Origin of the sequence: Bifidobacterium sp. ESL0745, assembly GCF_029433335.1 — a bacterium.
In the GTDB taxonomy this organism is placed as follows: Bacteria; Actinomycetota; Actinomycetes; order Actinomycetales; family Bifidobacteriaceae; genus Bifidobacterium.
The window spans coordinates 20,196-42,822 of record NZ_JAQTHX010000003.1; the positions used below are offsets into that span (position 1 = coordinate 20,196).

Consider the following 22,627-nt stretch of genomic DNA (forward strand, 5'->3'; position numbering starts at 1 on the left):
CTAATGCTTTGCCCTTATGCAAACTAACCCTCTACGTTTCTTGATAACCAAAAAGAATGATTTTCAACATAGCCGCCAAGAAAATGTTATTTATAAATAACATAACCCCCTTATTGACCCCACAATGTTATTTATAAATAACATTCATAGCTAGCTATGCTATACGCCTATTAAATCAGTAGTAGGTAAACCTGCAGCGAACTTCTTACCAGTGGCCATTTAGATGTGGTCTATGTAGTAGACTTCAGTTTCGCCGTAGTGGCGCTGGTCGGAGATCTGCCAGCTTTCAGGTATGGTGAGCGGGTCGGAACGCGTTGAACGCTCGAAAATTATTACCGTCTGCTCGTCTGCGGCCGAGGAGGCGACCAAGTCGGCGATGAGCTGGTTGCATTCCTCTGTAGTGAGTGCGTAGGGCGGATCGGCGAAAATCACGTCGAAAGCGGGGCCATCGTAGCCGGGAGCAATGCGCTCGGCACGTTTGCGCATCACACGGGCCTTCATCGCGCGGGAATTCCACGCACGATTGCGCTTGAGGTTGTTGAGCTCCTTGTCGATCAACGCGGCTGCCGGCCCTGCCGATTCCACGGCGACCAGCTCGTCGGCGCCACGTGAAAGCGCCTCGATGCCCAAAGCTCCCGTTCCGGCGAACAAATCAAGCACGCGAGCGCCATCCAGCACCCCCCATGCCTCAAGCTTGGAGAAAATGGCCTCTTTCGTCCGATCTGTCGTCGGCCGGGTGCCCGGCTTGGCCTTCGCCAGCTCGAACCCCTTGAATCGTCCCGCAATCACACGCATATTCGCCATCGTAGCGTCTGGTCGAAACCGATAAACCCGTCGAAAGCTCCATCAGTCCGTCAGATGATAACAGGCAGCCGACGCCAAGACCGTTCTTCTCCTTGATGAATCAGTTGCTCAAAATCTCGGACTCACCGCCACGAGTGAAATCGAGGACGGCACCGGCGAGTTGTGGCTGGTCGGACAGCGTCGGGTCGCGTTTGAGCAGCGCTTCGGCCTGCTCGCGGGCATCGGCAATAATCTTGGCATCCTTGACCACACGGAGCAGCTTCAACCCGGACTTGCCACCGGACTGGGCGTCGCCTAGAACGTCGCCGGCTCCACGCAGTTCGAGATCGGCCTGCGCGATTTCGGCACCGTCAAGCGAGCCTTCGATGACCTTCAGGCGCTGCTCGGCGATACTGCCAGGCTCGGCACGCGAAACGAGGAACGCCCAGGAATCGGTGCCACCACGGCCTACGCGGCCACGCAGCTGGTGCAGCTGGGATAGGCCGTAACGATCGGCGTCGAAAATAGTAATACAACTTGCCTTCGGTACATCCACACCGACTTCGATGACGGTGGTCGCCACCAGGATCGGCGTCTTGCCGGATTCGAAATCAGCCATCACCTGCCGCTTGGTCTCGTCGTCATCGCGGCCGGTCAACGTCGCGAACTTGATGCCGGCGAACTGCGGCAGAGATGAAAGCCGTTGTGCTATCTCGTCGACGGCATGCAGCGGCGGCTTGGGCTCGGGAGGGGTACCGTCGCCATTCTCATCGCCGTAATCGTCGACCTCCACGAATCCGCTTTCGATATCGTCGCTACCACCGTCCGACATCGAAGACTTCCTTCGGCTGTGACGACCGGAACTCGCGCCTACCGAGGCTTCTGCGGCCGTTACACCACCGACCCCGGTCAACGCTTCGGCATCGGCCTCGTCGGCGTCAATCCTCGGGCAGACCACGTACGCCCGCTCCCCCGCGTCGATACGCCGGCGAATGTGGACGAACATCTGCGCCATCATGTTGCCGTCGGCCTCGGGCACGATGAACGTGCGGATTGGCTTACGCCCGCCGGGCAGCTCGGTGAGCCATGAAATATCGAGGTCGCCGAACCATGTCATCGCGGCGGTGCGCGGGATCGGGGTCGCGGTCATCACCAGCAGATGCGGCGTTTTTTCGCCTTTTGAGCGCAGAATCTCGCGTTGCTCGACGCCAAAGCGATGTTGCTCGTCGATGACCACCAGTGCGAGGTTCGGCGCTTGGAACATTTTGGAGAAAGCAGCGTGGGTTGCGATGATGATGCCCGGCTCGCCACTGGCCGCGGTCGCGAGCGCCTTGCGTCGGGCCGCCAGTTTCATCCCGCCGGTCAACAGCGTGACCGGAATGGCCAGCCGACTCACGAATTTCCCGGTCTTACCGATTCCGGAAACCTTGGCATTTGCACCACCGGTCTTGGAAACCTTGGAAGCCTTATAAGCCTTGGCACTCGCCGAATCGACCTGATGACCTGTCACTATGTTTCCCGCATGGCCGTTCGCCTCATCGGCGGCATCTTCCAACAAATCAGGCACCGCACTATCCTCATTGTCGTTTGCCCGCGCAAATCCGCCTGTCGGCAAAGCGCCACTGTCGGTTTTGCCGGCTTTGGGATTCTGACCGCCGGCCGCCGATGCTTCTCCTGCCTCGGCAACGGGACCACCGGCCGCCGATGCCTTGATTGGGCTGGCATTTGCAGCATCGCCGCCAACGATCTTGGCCACCATCCCGCTGATGGTCTCGAAATGCTGTTCGGCCAAGACCTGGGTAGGTGCCACCAAAACGGCCTGATTGCCGGAACCCACGGCCTGCAGCATGGCCGCAAGCGCCACCACCGTCTTGCCGGAACCCACTTCGCCCTGCAGCAACCGCTGCATCGGATAGCTTCGGCCCATGTCCTCACAGATGGTGTCGATGACGTTCTGCTGGCCTTTGGTCAGCGTAAACGGCAGCGAAGTAACAAATCCGTCTCGCAAGCCGGAATTCTTGCATTCGAACGTCTCGGCCTTACGCGCGTTCTCGCGTTCCTGCAGCACGGAAATCTGCGAGACGAACGCCTCTTCATAGCGCAACGTCGCTAACGCAGCATAAAACGCCTTGGTTGATTGCGGGTCATGGATGGCGGCAAACGCGTCCGCCCGATGCATGAGTTGCTTGGATTCAATCACTTCCCGAGGCAAGACATCGTCAATCGCGGCACGCAAAGCCAGTACCTTTGCCTTGTTGTCGGCGGTATTGTCGGCGGTATCGGAATCAGCGGCATCGGTGACGATATCGCCGTTATTGCCGCTATTACTATTCTCATCATCACTTTCCGATAATCCGCTATCTTCAGCGACCGACCCGTTATCTGCGCGGCTCATCCTTTCTGATGAGCTGATTTCATCATTATTCTTCTGTGATGATTCAACAGGCAAGCCGTTACCGTCATTGGCGCTCTTCCTCAGCGCCGCTTCCCCGCTTGTACGCAGCGCATCAAGCATCGCGACGATGGATTCGTGGATGTGCTCGGTGGAGATGCGCGAAGTGGCATGGTAAACAGGGCGAGGGCGACAGACATGCTGCAGCGCCTCGTAGGCGGTCGATGCGTCGAATTCGAGGGCATTGGCGGCCTGCGTTTGTACATATATGTTGCGATTTTGCGGTGTAGCTACTCGAGTTTGATTCAGCATCATCGAGGTAGCAGTGGCAGGATTTTGACGTCGAGCGCTCACATTGACAGCTTGAGTCGGTTGGGAATGCGAAGCGGGAACACCAGCATCAGAAAATACGCTACCATGTGGTTCCGGCTGTGCATTGGCCCGGTTGGAAATGGTATCGAAAGAAAGTTCGCCGGCACTTGCGGAACCCGGCGCTGTTGCCGGATCGGCGAAAACGTTTGCGCCCTGCGGCATCACCGTGAGCACCTCAGGATGGGTAAACTGCAGCTGGCCGTTGAACTCCGTCGGCGTGCCGGCAAGCACCACGTCTGCACCCGAATGCAGGCGGCCGCTCATCCAGTCCATATATTGCTTTTTATGCGAGAAAAAGACGAGTCGGCAGCTAGATCCGGCGATCTGGCGGCTTGCGGCGAACGCACCATCGTCAACGACGGCCTCCAGCCGAAACCCGCGTCTGCCACCCATCGGAATCACCCTTGCAAAGCGCACCACCGCCGCAAACGCCATAGGCATGCCGGCCTTCGCCTCGCGGATCGCCCGCAACGGCACGGGCTCGGTGACACGGAACGGGTAGTAGGTCAGGGCGTCGCCGACACTCACCATGCCAAGCCCCTTCAACGCGCTGACCCGCCGTTTGTTGGCGATCAGCGCGGAAATCGGGGTGGTAAGGGTGATGGTATTGCTCATATTCCTATTCTATTGAGGGCCGGCGAACGAGAAATCCCACACAAGTCGGCAAATACGATTTCAGGAATGGCCATATTAAGCCAATCTCAAAAACCTATCTACCGACTTGTGCGGGACTCTCCCGGTGAAACACCCGGGAAGCGCCTAACTCAACTCATCAGCGCTTGGAGGCGTCGTCCGTCGAAGTCTGCTTGGAAAGACCGAAGGAGATGACGAACGCAACGATGGCGAGCACCAAGGCGAAAGTGAAGCCCCAGCGCGAGCCGGTGACGAAGGCCATCGCCTTGCCGCCGGAGTGTGAGGCAGCCTGGCCGGCGCCGAGCAGAATCGTGGCGACGGCGGTGATGACCGCGCCGACGACCTGCTGCATGGTGTTGAGAATGGTCGAACCATCGGTGGAAAGGTGCTGCGGCAAGGAAGCAAGCGCCGAGGACTGAGCCGGGCTCATGGCCATAGGGATGCCGATCATCAGAATGACGTGCGCGCAGATGATGTAGCCCACGGTTGTCGACGGGCCTGCCAGCATCAGCAGGACGACGCCGATCATGGAGAGCACCAATCCGCCACGCACAAGCCATTTCGCGCCGACGATGTCGTAAAGACGGCCGGCGAACATAGAGACCACGGCGTTGGCGACGCCGCCGGGCAACATCACCAGGCCGGTCAACGCGACCTTCACGCCGAGGCCGTTCTGCAGCTCCTGCGGCATCAGGTACATGGTCGCAAGCGTAATACCAAAGTTCATCATTACAATGAGCGCACCGACGGTGAACTGGCGGATTCCCAGCGCATGCAGATCGATGATGGGGTTGTCCATGTGCAGCTGACGGTAGCTGTAGGTGGCGATGGCCGCGATGCCGACCAGCAAAATCACCACAACCGGCAGCGAAAAACCAAAGTCGCTGATAAGGCTCACGCCAAGCACAAAGCCGCCGAAACCGACGATCGAAGTGATGCAGGAAAGCACGTCAATGCTCGGTTTGGTGAGCTTGTAGGCGTTGACCATCCAGATCGAGGCGCACACGAGCGCAACCAGGGCGATGGCGGCGAAGAAAAAGAAAATCGCGCGCCACGAGAACGCACCGATCAGCGCGCCGGCGAGGGTCGGGCCGATGGCCGGGGCGAACATCACCACAAGGCCGGCCATGCCCATAGCTGAGCCAATCTTGTTAAGCGGGAAGACCTCAAGAATGACCGAGAACATCATCGGCAGCACCAAACCGGTCGAGATGCCTTGGATCATACGGCCCGCAAGCAGCACGCCGAATGAGGTGCCGGGCGCGAAGCCGGAAATCAAGGAGCCCACGAAGAACATCGCCAGCGCGAACAGCAGCAGCGGCCTCGACGGAATCCACTTCAGGAGCAGGCTGGTGAACGGCAGCACGATGCCGATGACGAGCATGTAGCCCACCACCATCCACTGCGCGGTGCCGGAACCGATGTGGAAGCTGACCATCAAATCCGGCAGCGCGATGTTCATGGCCGTCTCGCTCAGCATACCGAGGAATGCCCCGAGATAAAGCCCCAGCATCGTCAGATTCGGATGCTTTACATCGATACGTGCTTTCAGCGGCTTGTGCGGTGACGTCGGGCCTTCCACCTCACGCTTTGACTGCTCTTTGACGATCCCATTTTCGGGCGCAATTGACCTAGACATGGCAGAGCCCATGTTGTTCTTTCTCCATTTCATTCCCGCGTCTTATCGCCGTTCACGGTCGCGCAGGACATTCGTACATCGCGCCTTCAAGCGCGCTTCCATTGTGCAAGGGTGGCGCCGAACGCGCCCACTTTTAAACGGGAACCCCTCATTTTCCGAAGCGAGACCTTATTATTAGCACCTCGCTGGACAACATCGCCCGGCCGAGTACACAGAAATGGATATCCGGGCATGAAAAAACCTCCGACGTCGGATGACGTACGGAGGTTGGAAACGCTATTCGCTTTTCACGCGGCCACGCGCTGAACCTTGCCGGCCTTGAGGCACTTGACGCACACGCGAACGCGAACGTTCTGTCCGTCGATAGTCGTGCGAACCGACTGGAGGTTCGGGTTGAAGGTGCGCTTATTGCGGATATGTGAATGCGAAACGCTGTAACCGGTGTGCGGTCCCTTGCCGCATACTGCGCAACGAGCTGCCATAATGGACTCCCTATATTGTTTTTTGACTTGCAAGTCTTGATGCCGTCATCTTGCGACAGCGACATACAACTTATCAAGTATACAGCCGGGGCCGACCAAGTGCGAGAACCCGGCTCACACTACCCCATGCTTACCAAAAGATACTGTACGTATTCCCATCTTTCTTTTGGTAACCATGGGTCAATGTGAGCGTGTATTGCTGACGTAGACCAGATAAAAGACGCCGTCGACAATGGCGCAGATCACCCCGCCTACCGGCCAGATCAGCCAGAACGGAAAGCCGAGGAAGCCAGGCCCCATACCGGTCTCATGTCCAAGAAAAAGCATAAGCAATCCGATAAGCGTGGCCACCAGCATGATGATCCCATCCACAGAGCCGCTTAGACGGCGATAGAACCGGCCCGAAGAGGTTGAGGACATCGCTGAATACTGCGAGCAATCCCGCAAATCCGAAAAATCGTGGTTTGCCTTGCCTTTCCAATCCTCACGACGCTCGCAACGACGGTTGTACCTCTCGATTCGCAACATGGAACGCCGCAACGCCCCGTAGATGATACTCGCCGCTGCCAAAGCGAACAGCAGCAGCATCACCACATCCGGCCAGCCGCCGTCACCGTCACCGAGCCCGAAAACCGAGTAACCGAGCTGGTTGACGACGATACCCATGCAAGCCTCGGCAATGCCGGCCACCAAGCAGACGATGAAAATGATATTGCCACGGCTGCGATCCTCATCGGTATAGAAATCCTCGATATACGGATGTTTCCTCATAAACTCTCGACGCGAGGACGTGCCCAGCAGCACGAGGGCGATGCCGACAACCGCGCCGATGGAAATAAAGAGGAAGGAAAGTGCATCGGTCATCGGCGTGCTGGGGCCACCGAAATCGGCGGCAAACGCCACACCCGCAGCCATCGCGCCAATGCCGACAGCGATTTTCCACGCGAAGCCTTTCATTTGGGCGTCGTAACCGGTGACGTCTTTGACGCCCGCGCCGCCTGTCGTTCCATTGCCAGTCGCGGTCGCATAGGCGGCGAAACCGTTCGTCGGAGCGGCCATGTCGGCCCCATTCGCCGCATTCGCCGAGCCTGCAAAGCCCGCAGAACCCGTATGGGTTGTGCCGCTTGTGCCTTCCGCACCATTCATCACAAAATTTGTACCGTTGGCATTGCTTGTGTTCTTCGTGCTATCTGTAGCGTCTGAGACGCCTGTGTTTTGTGCCTCGCCAACATCACCGGTTCTCCCTTCGCCCGCCGGCCCGGCCACAAACCCCGATTCAGCGACAGCTTTCTGCTCCGAACCGCCAGACGTAAACGGGGCTGACTTGGATTCCGCAATACCGGTATTGCCCGCATTGCTCGTACCGGCCACGGTTTGGCCCGGATTTCGGACGTCGCCCAAGACCAGATCATCAAGCGTGCAGCCGAAAAGATCACAGATCATCAGCAGCTTGTCCATCTCGGGATAGGCCTTCTCGGATTCCCATTTGGAAATCGCCTGACGGGTGACGCCGAGCAGCATGGCCAGTTGTTCCTGGGTCATATTCCGCCTTGAGCGCAAATATTGAAGATTGTTCCGAAAACTCATCAGAACCCTTTCTCGTTGGTTTCCACTCAAGTATGCGGCCAAATGTCGTTTTCCCGCTACCAGCTTTCGGTTGCATCAGGAAACGCAACCGAAAAAACATGTCAACTTGCGGTTGCATCCCATTGATTTCCAATGGTTCGGGCCATGCATCACGATTATTTTTATTTTCCGCTGATGACCATATCGCAACCGTTCGTGGGTCTATATCAACCGTTCGCAGTTGTTTCTTGACACAAGTTTTTACTAACGATAAACCATCTTTTATGTTGACGTTTTTAATGCCCATCACCACAGACTTTGTTGACGGCCACAGAAGGCAAGCATCGAATATCCTTTGTATCCGACAAGGCATCTGCAAGCCACGAATGACGGCGACTGCCGGTGCCTGATCGAATAAATGGGTATAGCGGCTCCGACAATTTTGGCCTGACAGAGATGCAATCCACCAGGCCATTACCTTCACGATACCGAAAAGTCGATTCACATTCTGGTCAGCGGCAACACCGAAGTGGGCGATCCCGCCGGATAATCGCCAAGGTGCACCGGCTCACCGTCCGGGGCGACACGGAAGAGGCTCAGGTTATCGCTGACCTCATTGGCCGCGATCAGCATGTTGGCGATGGCGACGATATGGCGAGGACGCTTGCCCCCGCTCGATATGCCGCGGCCTTTCCAACCGGCTTCGGTTTGTGGCGCCAGACGGCGCAGCTTGCGGCCATCCCAATACAGCGTCACGATACGCTCGGAGCCGCGTAAACCAACGTACACGAAACCGCGGGAGAACGCGGAAACGGACGGTTCTCGCGAAGACGAATCCGAAGAGTCGGAGGCGTCACGTCCAGTATTTTCCTGCGAAACGCCAGAAGCATGAACCACCGCCGCCTCACCGTGTTCTCCAGGATTCCGCACTTCCGCGCGAGGAATCAAGGCATCGGGCACGAAGGCCAAGGATGCAGCCTGATCCGGGTGCTCTCCCCCGTCACCGCCCAAACTCACGGTCTGGGCAACCCAGAATTCATCAGGCGCCTCGTTACCAGAAACATCGGCAGTGTCGCCATGTGCCGGATTGCCTGAATCACCGGCAGCGGCCTTTTGCCGTTCGCTCGAAGCACCGGAAACACTTGGATCCTGTCCCTTTTTATGATGGCTGTCGTCGCTAACCGGCTCCAGAATGGTCACCGTACAGCCCCATTCATCGACCACGGCGATGCCCCAATCATCACCCTCGCCAAACCGTCCTGAAGGCCCCGGCAGCACGTGCATATCGCGTGGCCCGGTACCGGGAGCCAACGAGACAAAACCAGTACGGACCAAGCGCGAACCCCGCCAATGATGGATATATATGCGGTCGGCCCCGAGATCGGTCGAAAGCACGCGGCCGTCAGCCAGCGGAAGAATCCAATGGGCATGCGGGCCCTCTTGCGCAGGCAAAGGCCCGTGTTGCTGCGGGTCGCCATGAAACACCTGCGCCACCGGCCCCAATACATTCCCCGACTCAATCGGCAGCACACAAACGGTACCGTCACCATAATCGGCGGTAATCAAATGCCGTCCAAGCAATGGGTCCATTGCGATCGCCGCATGGGTTGGCCCAGACGAATCAGGCAATTTGACACGGGAGATCTCCCTTAGATTGACTTCACCTTCGTCATCGGCATGGCCATCGGCCCCTGCCTTCTGACGCTCGATGTGCAGCGAAGCGACCTCATTGGTATCCTCCAGCACCGCGAACGCCGTGTCGCCCTCCTTCAAGAGCCATGACGGAGAAGGGATATTTGACGCGACACCAGCGAACCGAATTGTCGGCAAAGCTTGTGACACATCATTATTCGTGACTTTTTCGGGGCCTGCCTCATTCGCTTTTACAGCCTTTGCGGCAACCGATGCGTCAAACGTTTTTTTATCCATTGAATTAGACAACGAAAGAACATAACGCTCAACACCTTTGCTGTGTTCGTTGTGAATCGAACCGAACCCGCCCACCAGCAGGCGATAACCTTGAATATCCATGATTTCAATCTATCCCGCTTTAGATGTTCACCTCAACTTTAAAAGCGAATTTTTAATTAATGTGATTTTCATCACATTAATATTTATAACTATTGGACATGTCTATATAAAGAAATAGAAATAATCAAATAACCAGGCTAGTTTAATATGCACCTAAACGCATATAATGAATGCACTTTGTTTTTTCACTACGCGCTAACCGTAAATAAATGGAAATCGTCAACCGTTATCCTTTAGAATCAATACAGAAATTCTTCACATAGAATTTTCTTAATCATCAGGAGGCATCAGAATGTCTAGACCCCGACAAGACTCAAATCAATTGCCGGCTACGACGCGCATGGAGAATGCGTTCTGGAAGTTGCTTGAGGAACGCGATTATCCCAAAATCACCGTCACTGACATCGTCAATCTGGCGGGTGTCAACCGTAACTCTTTCTACTACCACTACTGCAAACTCAACAACCTTGCCGAAACCGCAATCCAGCATGCTGTCGAAAGCATCAACCGAGCACTGCCCGAGTTCACCATCGATCCGGCCAAGGCTTGGAACGGCATCGTCATGCAGCTCGTTGGCGTACCGGCCAACCGCATCTACCTTGACCACATTGCTTTGACGGTCGGCGAGCACGGTTCCCCGTTCCTGCTCTTTACAGTGCATGACGCGATTCGCGACGGCTTCATCGAGTGGCAGCACCTTGACCGCGATATGACGATCACCCAGAACGTCCTCTTGGAGTTCTCGGTGGGTGGTCTGCTCTCCATATCGGCCATGTGGCCCAAGCTCTCCAAGGAGACGACGGTCGAGCAGTGGAGCAACCTCGACGCGGCTGTAGTCGCTCGCACGCTCTATATGGCGGTTTCCGGTGACAGCATGCCCGGCTTCTGGGTACAGATGTTCCGCAGTGCGCTGGAGAAGGGTGACAGCTCCCTGCTCAAGAGCATTGCCGAAACCGAAAGTCAGGATAAGGATTTCAAGCACGAGGTTGATGCTCTGCTTGATGACCTTCACAACATGCAGCATCAACATGCCGACGGCTTCAGAGGGAACGCCGCGCTTATGGGTGGTATCAGCCACACCGCTTGATTTTCGTTTTCGCCAATCCAACAGGCCGAAGCCGACGGGGGTAAGCTAAAGCTCTATGGAAACATTGCTGGACTGGCTAAAGGTGCACGATAGTCGCATCGCATTCCTGGTTATTGTCCTTGTGGTGGCTTTCGTGGCCACAAAGGCCGTTTCGCGATGGCTGAGGAAATTGCTCAATCATTCCGGCATTCCGAATGCGTCGATTTTTGTCAACCTTTCTTTGGTAGCAATCTGGACCATCGCCGTGGCCATGGTGTTGCAGCCGGTTTTCGGCATCAATCCGACCACTATCGTCACGGCACTTGGCGTCGGAGGACTTGCCATTTCGCTGGGTCTGAAAGACACCATCGCCAACTTCATCTCCGGTTTCGGACTGATGATTGGCCATGTCATCCATCCTGGCGATCAGGTGCGTATCCAAGGCATCACCGGAACCGTCGAGGACATTACCTGGCGGCAGACCCTGGTGCGTGAGCGCAATGGCAACCAGCTCATCATCCCCAATTCAGTACTCAATACCTCGTCGCTGGAACGACTTACCCGTGAGGGTGAGGCGAGTGTGAGCGTGGCCTTCACCGTGAAATCCGGTACCGATATCAAAATGGCGGCCAAGCGTATCGCCAGTATCCTCAAAAGCGCCACCTCTGACATCACCGACCGACGCAACCCGCCGCAAATCAACTTCACCGGCTTCTGCGCGGACGGCGTGGAGGGAGAGGCGCTGCTATTTGCCAACGCTGGTATCAATCAGGACCGAGTGCGCGATTGCGCAGTGCGTGCGCTGGCCAAAGAAGACTTCATCGTCTGAAACGTAGATTTTTTCTTCTGCTCCATTTCGCATCATCTCATCATCGTCGAAAACTCAGCACATGCTCACTTATCGGACCTACCGCAAAACGCATCGCTGTTCAAACTCCAGCCAAAGGCGCGTTTTATCTCAACTGCGACGAAAAGCACGTTTTCTAGCCAAAATTCGTGCTTTTCGTCGCAGTTATATGGAAATTCGAAGGCAACACAGAAGATACAATAGTGAGTTTCGATTAGCTGATACTAGTTGAGGAACAGCGCTGCTATCATCTCAATTACGCAAAGAATAATGAAAATTATCACACCAGGATTTCCCAGCGCGGTCCTGGCCCGCGTGCCCGCGGGCAGTTCTTCCGGCGCACGATAGAAGACCAGCTTCTTGCGCTGAACGATTGCCACCACGATACCGACGATGAACATCACCCCGTTGAACACGAGGTAGGCTAAAAGCGGTGCGACTTCCAGGCCATGCCCCGTGGTAAACGCCTTCCTCATCCCTGCTACGATGTCGTTATCGACCGCGGTCATTGTGGTTTTGCTCATCGCCAGATAGCACATCTGCGGCAGGAATCCGCCGAAGAAATTGAAGGTCATGTGCATGGCGATGGTATAGCGAAGCTTGCCGGTGCGCACGTAGACATAAGCCAGCAGGAGGCCGAAACCGAACGCATAGAAGAACTGGAAGAGATTGCCGTGGAACAGACCGAAAGCGAAGGCCGAGAACAGAATCGCGGTTTTCTCCCCATATTGCTGGGTGCGGTCGATCAGCAGGCGACGGAACAGCCATTCCTCGAAAATCGGGGCGATAATCACGGTGAATAGCAAGAAGCTCACGGGGTCAAGGCTCTGGGAAAGCTCGTCGATGCTGTTTTGCGCCTTGCCGTTGGAGAACAGACCGGAAAGCACACTGCCGATGACATTGCCAATACTGGTGAGCGGGAACGATACGGCCATCACTGTCAGGAACATGCCTACGCCCATATTGCTCGTCTTGCGTTGCACTTTGGGTATCGCACGGAAAATGAGCAGCGAAAGCGGAATCGCGACCGCATACAACGGGCCATTGCCGATCAGCAGTTCGACCCACATCGGCAGTTTTTTGGGATCAATGAATATTGCTGCCACTTGGCCGATGACCAGTGCGAGGACGTTCCAGACCAATATCACCATCGTCAGCGTAAAGCCGATATTCGAGAAGTGTTTACGGACGTTGTATAGCCATCTGGACATGGCCTGCCAGACTGGGTTGGGCTGGTAGAAAGGCCCATTCGGGCGTGCATATTGCATGGGTACAGGCTGAGCAGCGTATTGGGGCTGGGGCGTCTGGGACGGGGACGGATACCGGTACTGTGGCGCGGCCGGTTGATCCGGTTGCATCCAAGGCTGCTGCGGCTGATAGGAAGAGTAGCGATAAGGCTGATATCGCTGCTGTCCGCACTGCTGCGTGGAAACATACCCTTGTGGCTGAGAAGATTGAGGCGGTTGAACCTGCGGTTGATAGGGTTGAGATTGCTGCGTTTGATACCGATAAGGCTGGGCCCGGTACGCCTGATACTGCGGCTGTGGTTGCTGATACGCCGGCGTTGACGGCTGGTTGTATTGGCCTCGGTACGGATGGTACTGAGGGCCGGGCCAAGCCTGCTGGGGCTGATATGACTGCGGCTGCTGCCCTGTATAGCCCTGTGGGGGTTGATACTGTCCCTGATACCGCTGTCGCGAATCTTGAGACCCTGATTGCGGCTGATACGACTGGGACTGAGCCTGTGTCTGATACGACTGAGGCTGATACGCCTGAGCTTCAGACGCCGACCACTGCCAAGATTGCTGCTGTTGCAGCGGCTTGCTCTGCGACTTCAACGCCTGGTACGCCGATTGCGGCCTATATTGCGTAGAAGGCTGCAAACACGATTTCTGCGAGTTTTCGAGATTCTCACTATTTTCAGTGCTCTCGGACTTTTCAAGTTTCTCGAGATTTTCAGTCTTTCCAGACTGTTGAATCTTTTCAGAGTCAGAGGTCTGATGTTCAGAACCGTTGTCATCATTCATACTGTGGCACACGCCCCCTCAGCTCATCAATGCCCCTGCTCCAAATCCCGCAGTGAGCTCATACATAGCCGTCACACTTCACATTCGATAAAAATCCAACGGCCTGTAATCTTCGAGTTTAGCGCAACACACCCTCAATGAGTCTGGTGATCAACTCGGTATAGCTCACACCGGTGGCTTGCCAAGCCTTGGGGAACATGGAAATCGGCGTGAATCCGGGCATGGTGTTGATCTCATTGACCATTACTTCGCCATCTTTGCCAACAAACGTATCGACACGCGAGAGCCCTGCCCCGTCCACGGCCTTGAACGCACGAACTGCAACTTCCTGCGCACGCTTCAGCGTCTCGTCAGGCAAACTTGCTGGCACTTCAACGTGCGAAGCCTCGGAATCGGTGTACTTGCTATCGAAATCGTAGAACTGGTCGTCACCGGCGGCCAAGCGGTCGAGCACGACTTCGCCGGGCAACGCCGACTTCGGTTCCCCACCGGCAACGGGGTCGAAGACCGCGCATTCGATTTCGCGGCCGTCGATGCCCTGTTCGACCAAAACCTTCCAGTCGTGGTGCGATGCCTCGAAGAGCGCCGACGCCAATTCGTCGGCATCCCCCTTGTGCTCCAGCTTGGTCACGCCGAAACTCGACCCGGCGCGAGACGGCTTGACGAACAGCGGATAGCGTAGTTTGGCGTCTTTGATACGCTTCATCGCCTCAGGTGCGTCGTCTTTGAACTCGTCGGACTTGTCGAAATCACGGGTGTCGAACGTCACCCCAGGAGCTACAGGGATACCCGCCTCACTCAGGATGATCTTGGTGAACGACTTGTCCATACAGGCGGCCGAAGCGAACACGCCGCAACCGACGTACGGCACCCCCATCATTTCCAGCAAGCCCTGCACCGTTCCGTCTTCACCGTAAGGGCCGTGCAGAACGGGGAAAACGGCGTCAACATAACCCAGAGAGGTGAGCGACCCGTTTTTTTCGCGGACGTAGAAGCCATTGTTGCCACGCGACATATCAAGCACGACCGGCTTGACGTTCTCGTTGACGTCCGTTCCTTCGACCATCGGCATTGAGCCATCGGACATGTCGAAATCGCGCGGATCGGTGCCGCCCATCACCCATTCGCCCGCCTTGGTGATGCCAATGGGGATAGGCTCGAACCGCTCGGTATCCATGGCTTTCAAAACCCCGGCGGTGGAAATGCAGGAAATCGAATGTTCGTCCGCTCTGCCACCATACAACACCACCACACGCTGCTTACGCATATTCCCTCGCTTTTCTCTTCGAAATCAAATCTGAATCCAAGCGTACACGGCGAAGAACACTCGAAAAAGGGAATGAATCCCTCATTCACAAACCCGATGCACTGGCTTTCAACAGGGTGTGTTGCAGCAAACCGATATCTATTCTTCGGTGACGTCGCCTTTGATAAGCTCACGAAGCATCTGTTCGCAGGTGAGGCCGTGCTTGAGTACATCGTCCATTGCGCTGGCCAGCGGGGTTTTCACCCCGAGTTGCTCGCCCAAGCGCACCACGGCTTCGGTGGTCGGTACACCTTCGGCCACACCATTGCTCACTTTCGTCGCTTCCTCAACGCTCATGCCACGGCCCAGATTCGCGCCGAACGTGTAGTTGCGGCTCAGCGGGGAACCACAAGTGGCGATAAGATCACCAACACCCGCAAGCCCGTGGAAGGTCTTGGCTTCGGCATGCGCGGCCTTGCCGAGCGCAGCAAGCTCCGCCAAGCCGCGCGTCTCGACCATCGCGGCAGTGTTTTCGCCGTAACCGGCGCCGCGCGCCATGCCGACGGCGAGCGCCACGACGTTCTTCAGCGATCCGCACATCTCCACGCCGATGACGTCGGTAGTCACGAACGCCTTGAAATACGGGGTGCTGCAGGCCTGCGCGACGATTTTGGCATTGTCGATGTTTTCGCAGGCCACCACCGTCGCGCTCGGCTGGCGGTCAGCCACTTCCCGGCTCAGGTTCGGCCCGGAAATCGCGGCGAAGCGCTCGGCAGGCAAGCCGCCCAGAGCCTCACAGACCACTTGATCCATCCGTTTCCCGGTGGCGCGTTCGATGCCTTTCATCAGCGATACCACAATTGGATCGGAGCCGATCAGCGGGGCAAAAGGCTCCAACGCCTCACGCGCGTGCTGCGCTGCAATGGCGACCACGATGATTTTCGCGTCCTTTACTGCCTCGGCCCGATCACCGGTGGCGGTCATGTTGTTGGGAAGACGTTTGACACTGGGAAGGCGCGCCGCGTTATGGTGGTTGTCGCGGATGCCTTCGACGATCTGCGGCTCGCGCGCCCACATCGTCACGTCGTTGCCCGCGTCCGCAAGCACTTGGCCGAACACCGTTCCCCACGCGCCTGCCCCGAGTACTGTCACCTTCATAATCTGCTCCTTTGCACCGATTGCTTCCCTCATAATAGTGGCTTTTATTCCGTTCTATTATGAGTTCACACAGCGCATGCCTTTCGTCAAGAACCTAACTACTGTGTCGCAGTATTAATACATCCGTCAATTCCGTGGCCCGTCTTATCTCATCAGATTTGGCCTCTTGGCGCACCAAGTCCGCCAAATCTTAAAGATTCATGCCACAATCATGTAATTTTGCACCTCTTGGCGCACCAAGTAGCCTATTTTAACGACTTTGACACTCAATTCTGCGATTTTTAGGGCACTTGGCGCACCAAGAGGGCCAAAAAATAAAAAATCAGCGACGCGGCTTGCGGCTCATCGTCCGGAAATCCCAATATCCCTCGGCCGGAGGCTCTTCGCCACGAATCTCGGCCATGATCGTCTCCATCCGTTCACGGATGCGCGTGGTGAGCTCCGTGACCAGCTCCATCGGCGGTTCTTCGCCCCACGAATCCATGTCTTTAAGCAGATCGCCATAATCCAGCGCGTCGTCGTAGCACATCACCACGTTCTTGCGCGGCCAAGGCCACCAATGGTTGATACTCGCCGCGCCCCACGTCACCGAGCAATAGAGCGGTATCTGGTAGCCGAGCCTGCGGGAGGATTCAAGGGCGATGATGCCGACCCCATCCTTAAGACTCATCGGCCATTTGAGCGGATCGCGCGAAAGCGTGCCTTCCGGCCAGACGGTCAGGGGACGCCCAGAGGTGAGAATATCGATGGATTCCTTCTCAATCTCGACGGCCTTGCCGCTGCGGCGCGGCACCGGCTGCATGCCCACCAACAGGAACCATTTACCGATAATCGGCCAGTGCGCCATCTCGGCCTTGGCCATATAGCGCGGGCGACGACCCATGTGGAAGAGTGCATCCATGGGGATAAAAACGTCATACATCGTCACATGCGTGGCGGCCGTAATGAACGGGCCGGTTTCGGGGACATGCTCAAGCCCCCACGCGTAGCACTTGCTGTGCGCGCGAAGAACCACAGAAACGGCGTCAAGCAGGCGTTTGGTGCCCTTGGGGTTCTGCGCCTCGATTTCGGCGGTGTTCGCTTTGCGCGGGCCGGTGGGGAAATATTGCGTCGGGTCAACAAGATGATGACGCTTGCCCAGAAGCTCCACCTGCGCATCGCTCAACGGCTCCACGGCCGAACGCGGCGACGGTTTTCCTTTGGAAGTCATGCCCCTATTGTGCCTCAGGGCGGCGAATTCTGGAACGCGACTTGTTGCCTCCAAGATAGAGTTTTACTCCATAGCCGCTTTAGATTGACGCTGGCAGCATTGCCATTAGCCAGAAAACGAGAAAGCAGGTTTGGAATATACAGAAAACTATTAAACAAAAACGACACACCTACTCCATACCGACCGTTGGTATGTATAATGATGGCAACACGGTTTAATTGGTTTCGCACGAAGCGCAATAGATTCACTTACGCCTTACTGCCGTATCGGATATCACGAATCCGACAACACCTTATAAAGGAGGCACCGCATGGCACGCAACGCACATCCAGAGGTGACCAGACACCGCATCCTTGACGCGGCGCAAAAGCTATTCGCCGCCAAAGGCTACGAAAACACGTCGATCCAGGATATCATCAACGAACTCGGCGACCTCTCCAAAGGCGCGATCTACCATCATTTCAAGTCCAAACTGGACATTCTCGACGCCATCAGCGACGAAGACAACAAGAAATCCTACGCACAATACAACGCCTTCCTAGAGCGCGAAGACCTGAATGGTCTGCAGAAAATTCGCGAACTTTACCTCAGCACCATAAACGATTCGGAACACATCGAACGCCTGAAAGGCGCACTCTTCACAGTCGATGACCCGCAGAATCTCGCCGAAAGCATTGGCATGTGGACACACACCCTACCTGGCGACCTGCGCACGCTCATCGATTGCGGCATTGAGGACGGTTCCATCATCACGGACTATCCGCAGGAGGCCGCCGAACTGATCTCACTGCTGATGAACATGTGGTTCATGCCGAACTTCTACCCCGGTACCCGTAGCGTTTTGCGGCACCGCGCACAATGTCTGGCCACCATCTGCGTCTCCATCGGAGTGCCGGTGCTCACCAACGACATGATTGACCAGCTCGCCGATTTCTATTCGCAGATCCAAAGCCACGATCGCGCCGATGACACCATCAGCGATGAAGGGAATAAAACCAAAAAGACGAAATAAGGACACTTGGAAACGAGGTTTTTGACGACAAAATCGATGTCAAAAGGTCAAAATAAAAAACTCGGAACATTCCCACAGTTATCCATTGAAGAGTTGAAATAGCCAAGGAGTTCCGCAACAATCACAACAGAAGATATGCCTCGTAATTTTTTATTTAATTTACATACCGTCGGTCGGTATGTAATTTCAGAAACCAGAAAGGAAAAATATGAACACGACAAACAACAGGAACAATCAAAAACGAGTAAGCGCGACAGAGTTCGACAACCTCGCTTCTACCAACGTAACCGCACAAACAACTCCATATCAAACCGGCGAAGTAAGAGGCAATGGCGAGCCTGCACAAGCGAGGCAGCAGCAAAAAGACGAAACAAAGAACGGCGACAACTCCGAACGACTTCGCAAACCAGCCACTGCGTCTGTGTCGCCTCTGCGTTCCGGCAACTTCATCCTGCTCATCGCCGGGCAGGGACTCTCGCTGTTCGGCAACACGATGCTGCGCTTCGCCATGTCGATGTGGGTGCTCGACAAAACCGGTTCGGCCACGATTTTCGCGACGCTGCTTTCCATCTCGATCATCCCTACCATCCTGCTCATGCCGTTCGGCGGGGTCATCGCGGACCGCGTCAACCGCCGGACCATGATGGTCGCGCTCGATGCCATCAGCGGGTGCGTCGTGCTGGCCGCAACCCTTGCGTTCGGGTTTATGGAAACCCACACCATCATCTCGATCGCGGTGCTGCTCATCGCACTCTCCGCACTCGACGCACTCGAATCTCCCACCGTCAGCGCCGCCATCCCTCAGATGCTCGGCCGGAAGGACGCCGTACTGCTGCGCCGAGCGCAAGCGATTTCCAGCCAGGTCAATTCCATCATGCAGATCATCCCGACCTTCGCCGGCGGTGCGCTTTACGCGCTAATCGGCATCCGCACCATGATGGGTGCCACCACGCTCTGCTTCTTCGCCACTGCAGGCTTGGAATGTTTCATCAAGCTCGAAGCCGTCCATCATCACGAAACGATAAATGAAAATAAGAACAAGCCATCACCAGACGAACAAACCAAACCTCGACGTAAAAGAAAAACGGAAACAATCTCGAGAAATGGAACTGCCCCTAAAGGTATTCGTCTCGAATCCACGGCATCCCCCGTCGCAACGGTTCCAGACGATTCGGTACGTCCTTACGAAACACTAAAAGCAAACAGAAACAAATCAACGTTCGACGAACAAATCGGACTTCGCAACGTGACAAAAGCGGAAACGACCGAAACTGTCGAGACTGTTGCAAAAGAGGGTTGTCCTGAACCTGCAATACTGACCTTTCGCGTCACAGCCGGACCGGACGATTCGGAATTATCGGAATCCCAAAATAATAAGCCTGCTGCCCATACCGGGATCATCAAGGTTTTCCTTGCCGACATCCGCGACGCCGCCGCATTCCTCAAAGCCAACCCGACACTGCTGGAACTTCTTGCCGTCACCGCCGCACTGAATTTCTTCCTCAATGGCGTATCGTCTGTGGGCTCGCCGTATATCATCCGCACAGCGCTAGGTTTCGGAGCCGATATTTATGGCTACTCTGATGGCATCATGAGCATTGTGTCACTGCTGGATACTCTGCTGACCACGGCATTGGCCGCGAAACTGTTCATGCGCCAGATGCCGGCGACCATTTACGCCGCCGCCCTTTGTTTCGCGCCAATCACCGTGATCTTCGCGCTGCCTATGAGCAGATGGATGAAACTCGTCACGTTCATTGCCGCGTTCTGCCTGATCACGCTTTCCATCGATTTCACCAACATCATCATCAGCCCGACTTTTTTGATGCTGATTCCCGACGAGCTGATGGGCAAGATCGGCGCATTCATCTCAACCATCAGCCTTTGCGCGACGCCTCTGGGCCAAATGGTTTACGGCCTGCTGTTCGACCGCATGGCGGTTGCGCCGATTATGGCCGGCACCGGCATCTGTCTTGCGATTGGCGCGTTGGTTCTTACGCCGATGTGCAAAAGATTCGGACACGAAGAATCCACACAGCAGTAATCAAACCGGTACAATTCCCGCCCACGCAACATGGCGACAGATGGAATGCTGATTTTTATTTGTTTGCCTGACTTACCCAAGTAAAAAAGCAACATTTAGATGGTCATTTGTGTCTTTTCCCTTGCGGACTTCAAGGGGCCCAAGCTCAAATAAGCAAGTAAAAGACACAAGTAAAGATGGACCGAGACGAAAACACCGGTCTGCCAATCCAGCCGGAATCCCCAACTCTATTTGACGGGAAGATACTTGAGACGCTATCCGCGCATTGACGAGTAGCTCACTGCATGATTACTCCTGCGGCGGGGCGGGAGGCGCACCGACCAAGCCCAGGCGCGTCAACGGGGACGCGGTCAGCTGCCGAACGGCAAGCGCGAGGCCAAAGACCAGGCATCCTACGCCGATGATGGCGGCCATGGTCAGCGCACACGCGCCGTTTTTCGCCCACACGGCCATCATGTCAAGTCCCGGATAAATCTGCCAAAGCATATAGCCCGCGTAAGCACAGCAGACAATGCCGAACGTAATCATGATGCTGCCAACAATCTGTATGCTTGCCGAAGAGACGCGGCTCCCCGGGCCGTCCATGCCGGATTTGCGGGTAAAGGCAAGCGTCAGCAGCATCAGGCCGCCGCCGATCAGCAACGACATCAGCACGTCGGACGGGCGGTGCCAGCGGCCGACGATCACCGACGCGGCGACAAGAATGCTATACGCTCCCCCCAGCAATGCGACCAATGCGCGCCAAACGCGCGGAACCGCGATGAGCAAAACGAGCACCGACCCCACCGCAAGCAGCGTGTGCCCAGACGGAGCACTATTGGTATGCGGAGAGAGGGTATGCATCATCAACGGGCGCGGCAGCACCCGCTTGAGCCACGCGGCGCCATAGGCGGCGACACCGAAAACGGCCATTTGCCCCACAAGCCACCAGCGTTTGCGAACCGCGGCAACGATAAAAGCCAGAATCGCTATCGACAGGCTAATCGCCGGTATCACAATCTTGTCGTTCAATACGTGTGCGACCGCTACGATCCAATCGGGGACTGTGCCACCGAATCCCTGCCAGACAATCTCGTCGAAACTCTGGCCGTTCAAGGTGTGCACGCCGAACCAGTAAATCGCCGCCGCCGACGTGAGGAAGAGCAACGCCAGAACCACAGCAAGGATGCAGCTGGAAAAGCGGGGGTGGACGGTCAGTGGGTCAACCTGGGCGAGTCCTTTTTCGATTTCGGCTTCATCTTTTGAACCTTTGGACGCTTTGGAATCATCATCATTCGATAGTTCACCGGCAAATTTGATATTGGCCGCACCTGAATTTGCATCGGCGGCGAAGGCACCATTGACCGAAACCTCACCATCGTCTTCAAATGTCGCGGATTCCCCACCAAAAGCAACAAAACTGACTGGCTCGGGAACATTCGTCAGCGGACTGGATTGCGACGGCGGCTCGGAATCATACGGTGATTGCGACGACGGCTCAGGATCGTACTGAGACTGCGACTGAACCGAAGGTTGTGGCTGGGTCCGAGCCTGTGATTGCGACTGCTCAGACGCCACTTGTTCTGCCCCCGCCTGTTCCGCATTCATACTGGGAGGCGCAGGCACTTGCGCACGCGGCGGAACCTGCTGTCCCGCAGCCGTATCGGAAGAATTTTCGGTCGGTTCGGGCGTCACCATCTGTCCATTCGAATCGTCAGTCATAGGCTCAAGTCTAGATGGCGCAGACTACGAGCAGGTCCCTGCGCACATCTCAGGTCGGAATATCCACATGTCACCGCAGACGCAAGGCACGTCGGCTTCGTCCGACACCCCAACAAACCTACCACGTAAAAGGTGCCGAACGTAAAAAGAGACCCGCCGAAGCGGGTCTCTTCCAAGTTCAAACCGACGGCAGATATCTTCACAACTCCATCGTTGCAACGGAAGCTTCATCAACGGCCCGTTCAACGTAATAGTCATCGAGACCTTGTCTTTTTGTGGATCTGCCTTTTCAGTTTTGCTTGTAGTCCATATTATGTACCATTCATCCGCCAGTCACAAACCAAGAGCGACGTTTGTGCGCTAATGGTAACTAACGTTTTCTTATTGCTTGCACTGCACACGAAATGTCATCTTTTTG

14 protein-coding genes and 1 pseudogene are annotated in these 22,627 nt (G+C 55.9%); 4 read left to right on the plus strand and 11 right to left on the minus strand.

Features of this window, described 5'->3' with window-relative positions; translation table 11 throughout:
* Positions 1 to 219 precede the first annotated feature (219 nt).
* The 6 genes and pseudogenes from rsmD to PT275_RS08215 form a co-directional block, all read right to left on the minus strand.
* On the minus strand, positions 220 to 795 hold the full coding sequence (gene rsmD / locus PT275_RS08190; RefSeq protein ID WP_277154033.1) for a 16S rRNA (guanine(966)-N(2))-methyltransferase RsmD: 576 nt from the start codon (positions 793 to 795) through the stop codon (positions 220 to 222).
* A gap of 109 nt (positions 796 to 904) precedes the next feature.
* A complete protein-coding gene (locus PT275_RS08195; protein WP_277153904.1) occupies positions 905 to 4,162 on the minus strand; it encodes a DEAD/DEAH box helicase in 3,258 nt (1,085 codons plus the stop codon).
* Between the two features lie 157 nt (positions 4,163 to 4,319).
* On the minus strand, positions 4,320 to 5,819 hold the full coding sequence (locus PT275_RS08200) for an MFS transporter (RefSeq protein WP_277153905.1): 1,500 nt from the start codon (positions 5,817 to 5,819) through the stop codon (positions 4,320 to 4,322).
* Between the two features lie 287 nt (positions 5,820 to 6,106).
* Positions 6,107 to 6,301, minus strand: coding sequence for a 50S ribosomal protein L28 (rpmB, locus tag PT275_RS08205; RefSeq protein WP_277153906.1), 195 nt, complete (start codon positions 6,299 to 6,301; stop codon positions 6,107 to 6,109).
* Between the two features lie 1,389 nt (positions 6,302 to 7,690).
* Positions 7,691 to 7,888, minus strand: a pseudogene (locus PT275_RS08210) (helix-turn-helix transcriptional regulator); the annotation flags it as partial.
* A gap of 480 nt (positions 7,889 to 8,368) precedes the next feature.
* The gene (locus PT275_RS08215; RefSeq protein ID WP_277153907.1) at positions 8,369 to 9,898 is read right to left on the minus strand and encodes a beta-propeller fold lactonase family protein; all 1,530 of its coding nucleotides are present in this window, start codon (positions 9,896 to 9,898) and stop codon (positions 8,369 to 8,371) included.
* Between the two features lie 292 nt (positions 9,899 to 10,190).
* Between PT275_RS08215 and PT275_RS08220 the strand changes: the two genes are divergently transcribed.
* Together PT275_RS08220 and PT275_RS08225 are read left to right on the plus strand one after the other, a co-directional pair.
* Entirely contained in the window at positions 10,191 to 10,985 is a 795-nt protein-coding gene (locus PT275_RS08220) for a TetR/AcrR family transcriptional regulator (protein WP_277153908.1), read from the plus strand.
* Between the two features lie 55 nt (positions 10,986 to 11,040).
* Entirely contained in the window at positions 11,041 to 11,793 is a 753-nt protein-coding gene (locus tag PT275_RS08225; RefSeq protein ID WP_277153909.1) for a mechanosensitive ion channel domain-containing protein, read from the plus strand.
* A gap of 242 nt (positions 11,794 to 12,035) precedes the next feature.
* Here the strand turns inward: PT275_RS08225 and PT275_RS08230 are convergent, their stop codons facing one another.
* The 4 genes from PT275_RS08230 to PT275_RS08245 all read right to left on the minus strand — a co-directional run bounded on the left by PT275_RS08230 (position 12,036) and on the right by PT275_RS08245 (position 17,452).
* Positions 12,036 to 13,838 carry a CPBP family glutamic-type intramembrane protease gene (locus PT275_RS08230; protein ID WP_277153910.1) on the minus strand — a complete coding sequence of 601 codons (1,803 nt, stop codon included), beginning with the start codon at positions 13,836 to 13,838 and terminating at the stop codon, positions 12,036 to 12,038.
* Between the two features lie 118 nt (positions 13,839 to 13,956).
* Positions 13,957 to 15,105 (minus strand): D-alanine--D-alanine ligase family protein, encoded by a 1,149-nt coding sequence (locus PT275_RS08235; RefSeq protein ID WP_277153911.1) that lies wholly within the window; start codon positions 15,103 to 15,105, stop codon positions 13,957 to 13,959.
* A 138-nt stretch (positions 15,106 to 15,243) separates the two neighbouring features.
* Positions 15,244 to 16,242, minus strand: coding sequence for an NAD(P)H-dependent glycerol-3-phosphate dehydrogenase (locus PT275_RS08240; protein WP_277153912.1), 999 nt, complete (start codon positions 16,240 to 16,242; stop codon positions 15,244 to 15,246).
* A gap of 322 nt (positions 16,243 to 16,564) precedes the next feature.
* Positions 16,565 to 17,452, minus strand: coding sequence for a lysophospholipid acyltransferase family protein (locus PT275_RS08245; protein ID WP_277153913.1), 888 nt, complete (start codon positions 17,450 to 17,452; stop codon positions 16,565 to 16,567).
* Positions 17,453 to 17,762: 310 nt separating this feature from the next.
* Here PT275_RS08245 and PT275_RS08250 point away from each other — a divergent pair, with 310 nt between their 5' ends.
* Positions 17,763 to 18,464 carry a TetR/AcrR family transcriptional regulator gene (locus PT275_RS08250; protein ID WP_277153914.1) on the plus strand — a complete coding sequence of 234 codons (702 nt, stop codon included), beginning with the start codon at positions 17,763 to 17,765 and terminating at the stop codon, positions 18,462 to 18,464.
* Between the two features lie 208 nt (positions 18,465 to 18,672).
* Complete coding sequence (locus PT275_RS08255; protein WP_277153915.1) at positions 18,673 to 20,508, plus strand: MFS transporter; 1,836 nt, start codon at positions 18,673 to 18,675, stop codon at positions 20,506 to 20,508.
* A gap of 288 nt (positions 20,509 to 20,796) precedes the next feature.
* On the opposite strand, the gene PT275_RS08260 is transcribed toward PT275_RS08255, so the two are convergent.
* Positions 20,797 to 22,209 carry a phosphatase PAP2 family protein gene (locus PT275_RS08260; RefSeq protein WP_277153916.1) on the minus strand — a complete coding sequence of 471 codons (1,413 nt, stop codon included), beginning with the start codon at positions 22,207 to 22,209 and terminating at the stop codon, positions 20,797 to 20,799.
* Positions 22,210 to 22,627: the final 418 nt, after the last annotated feature.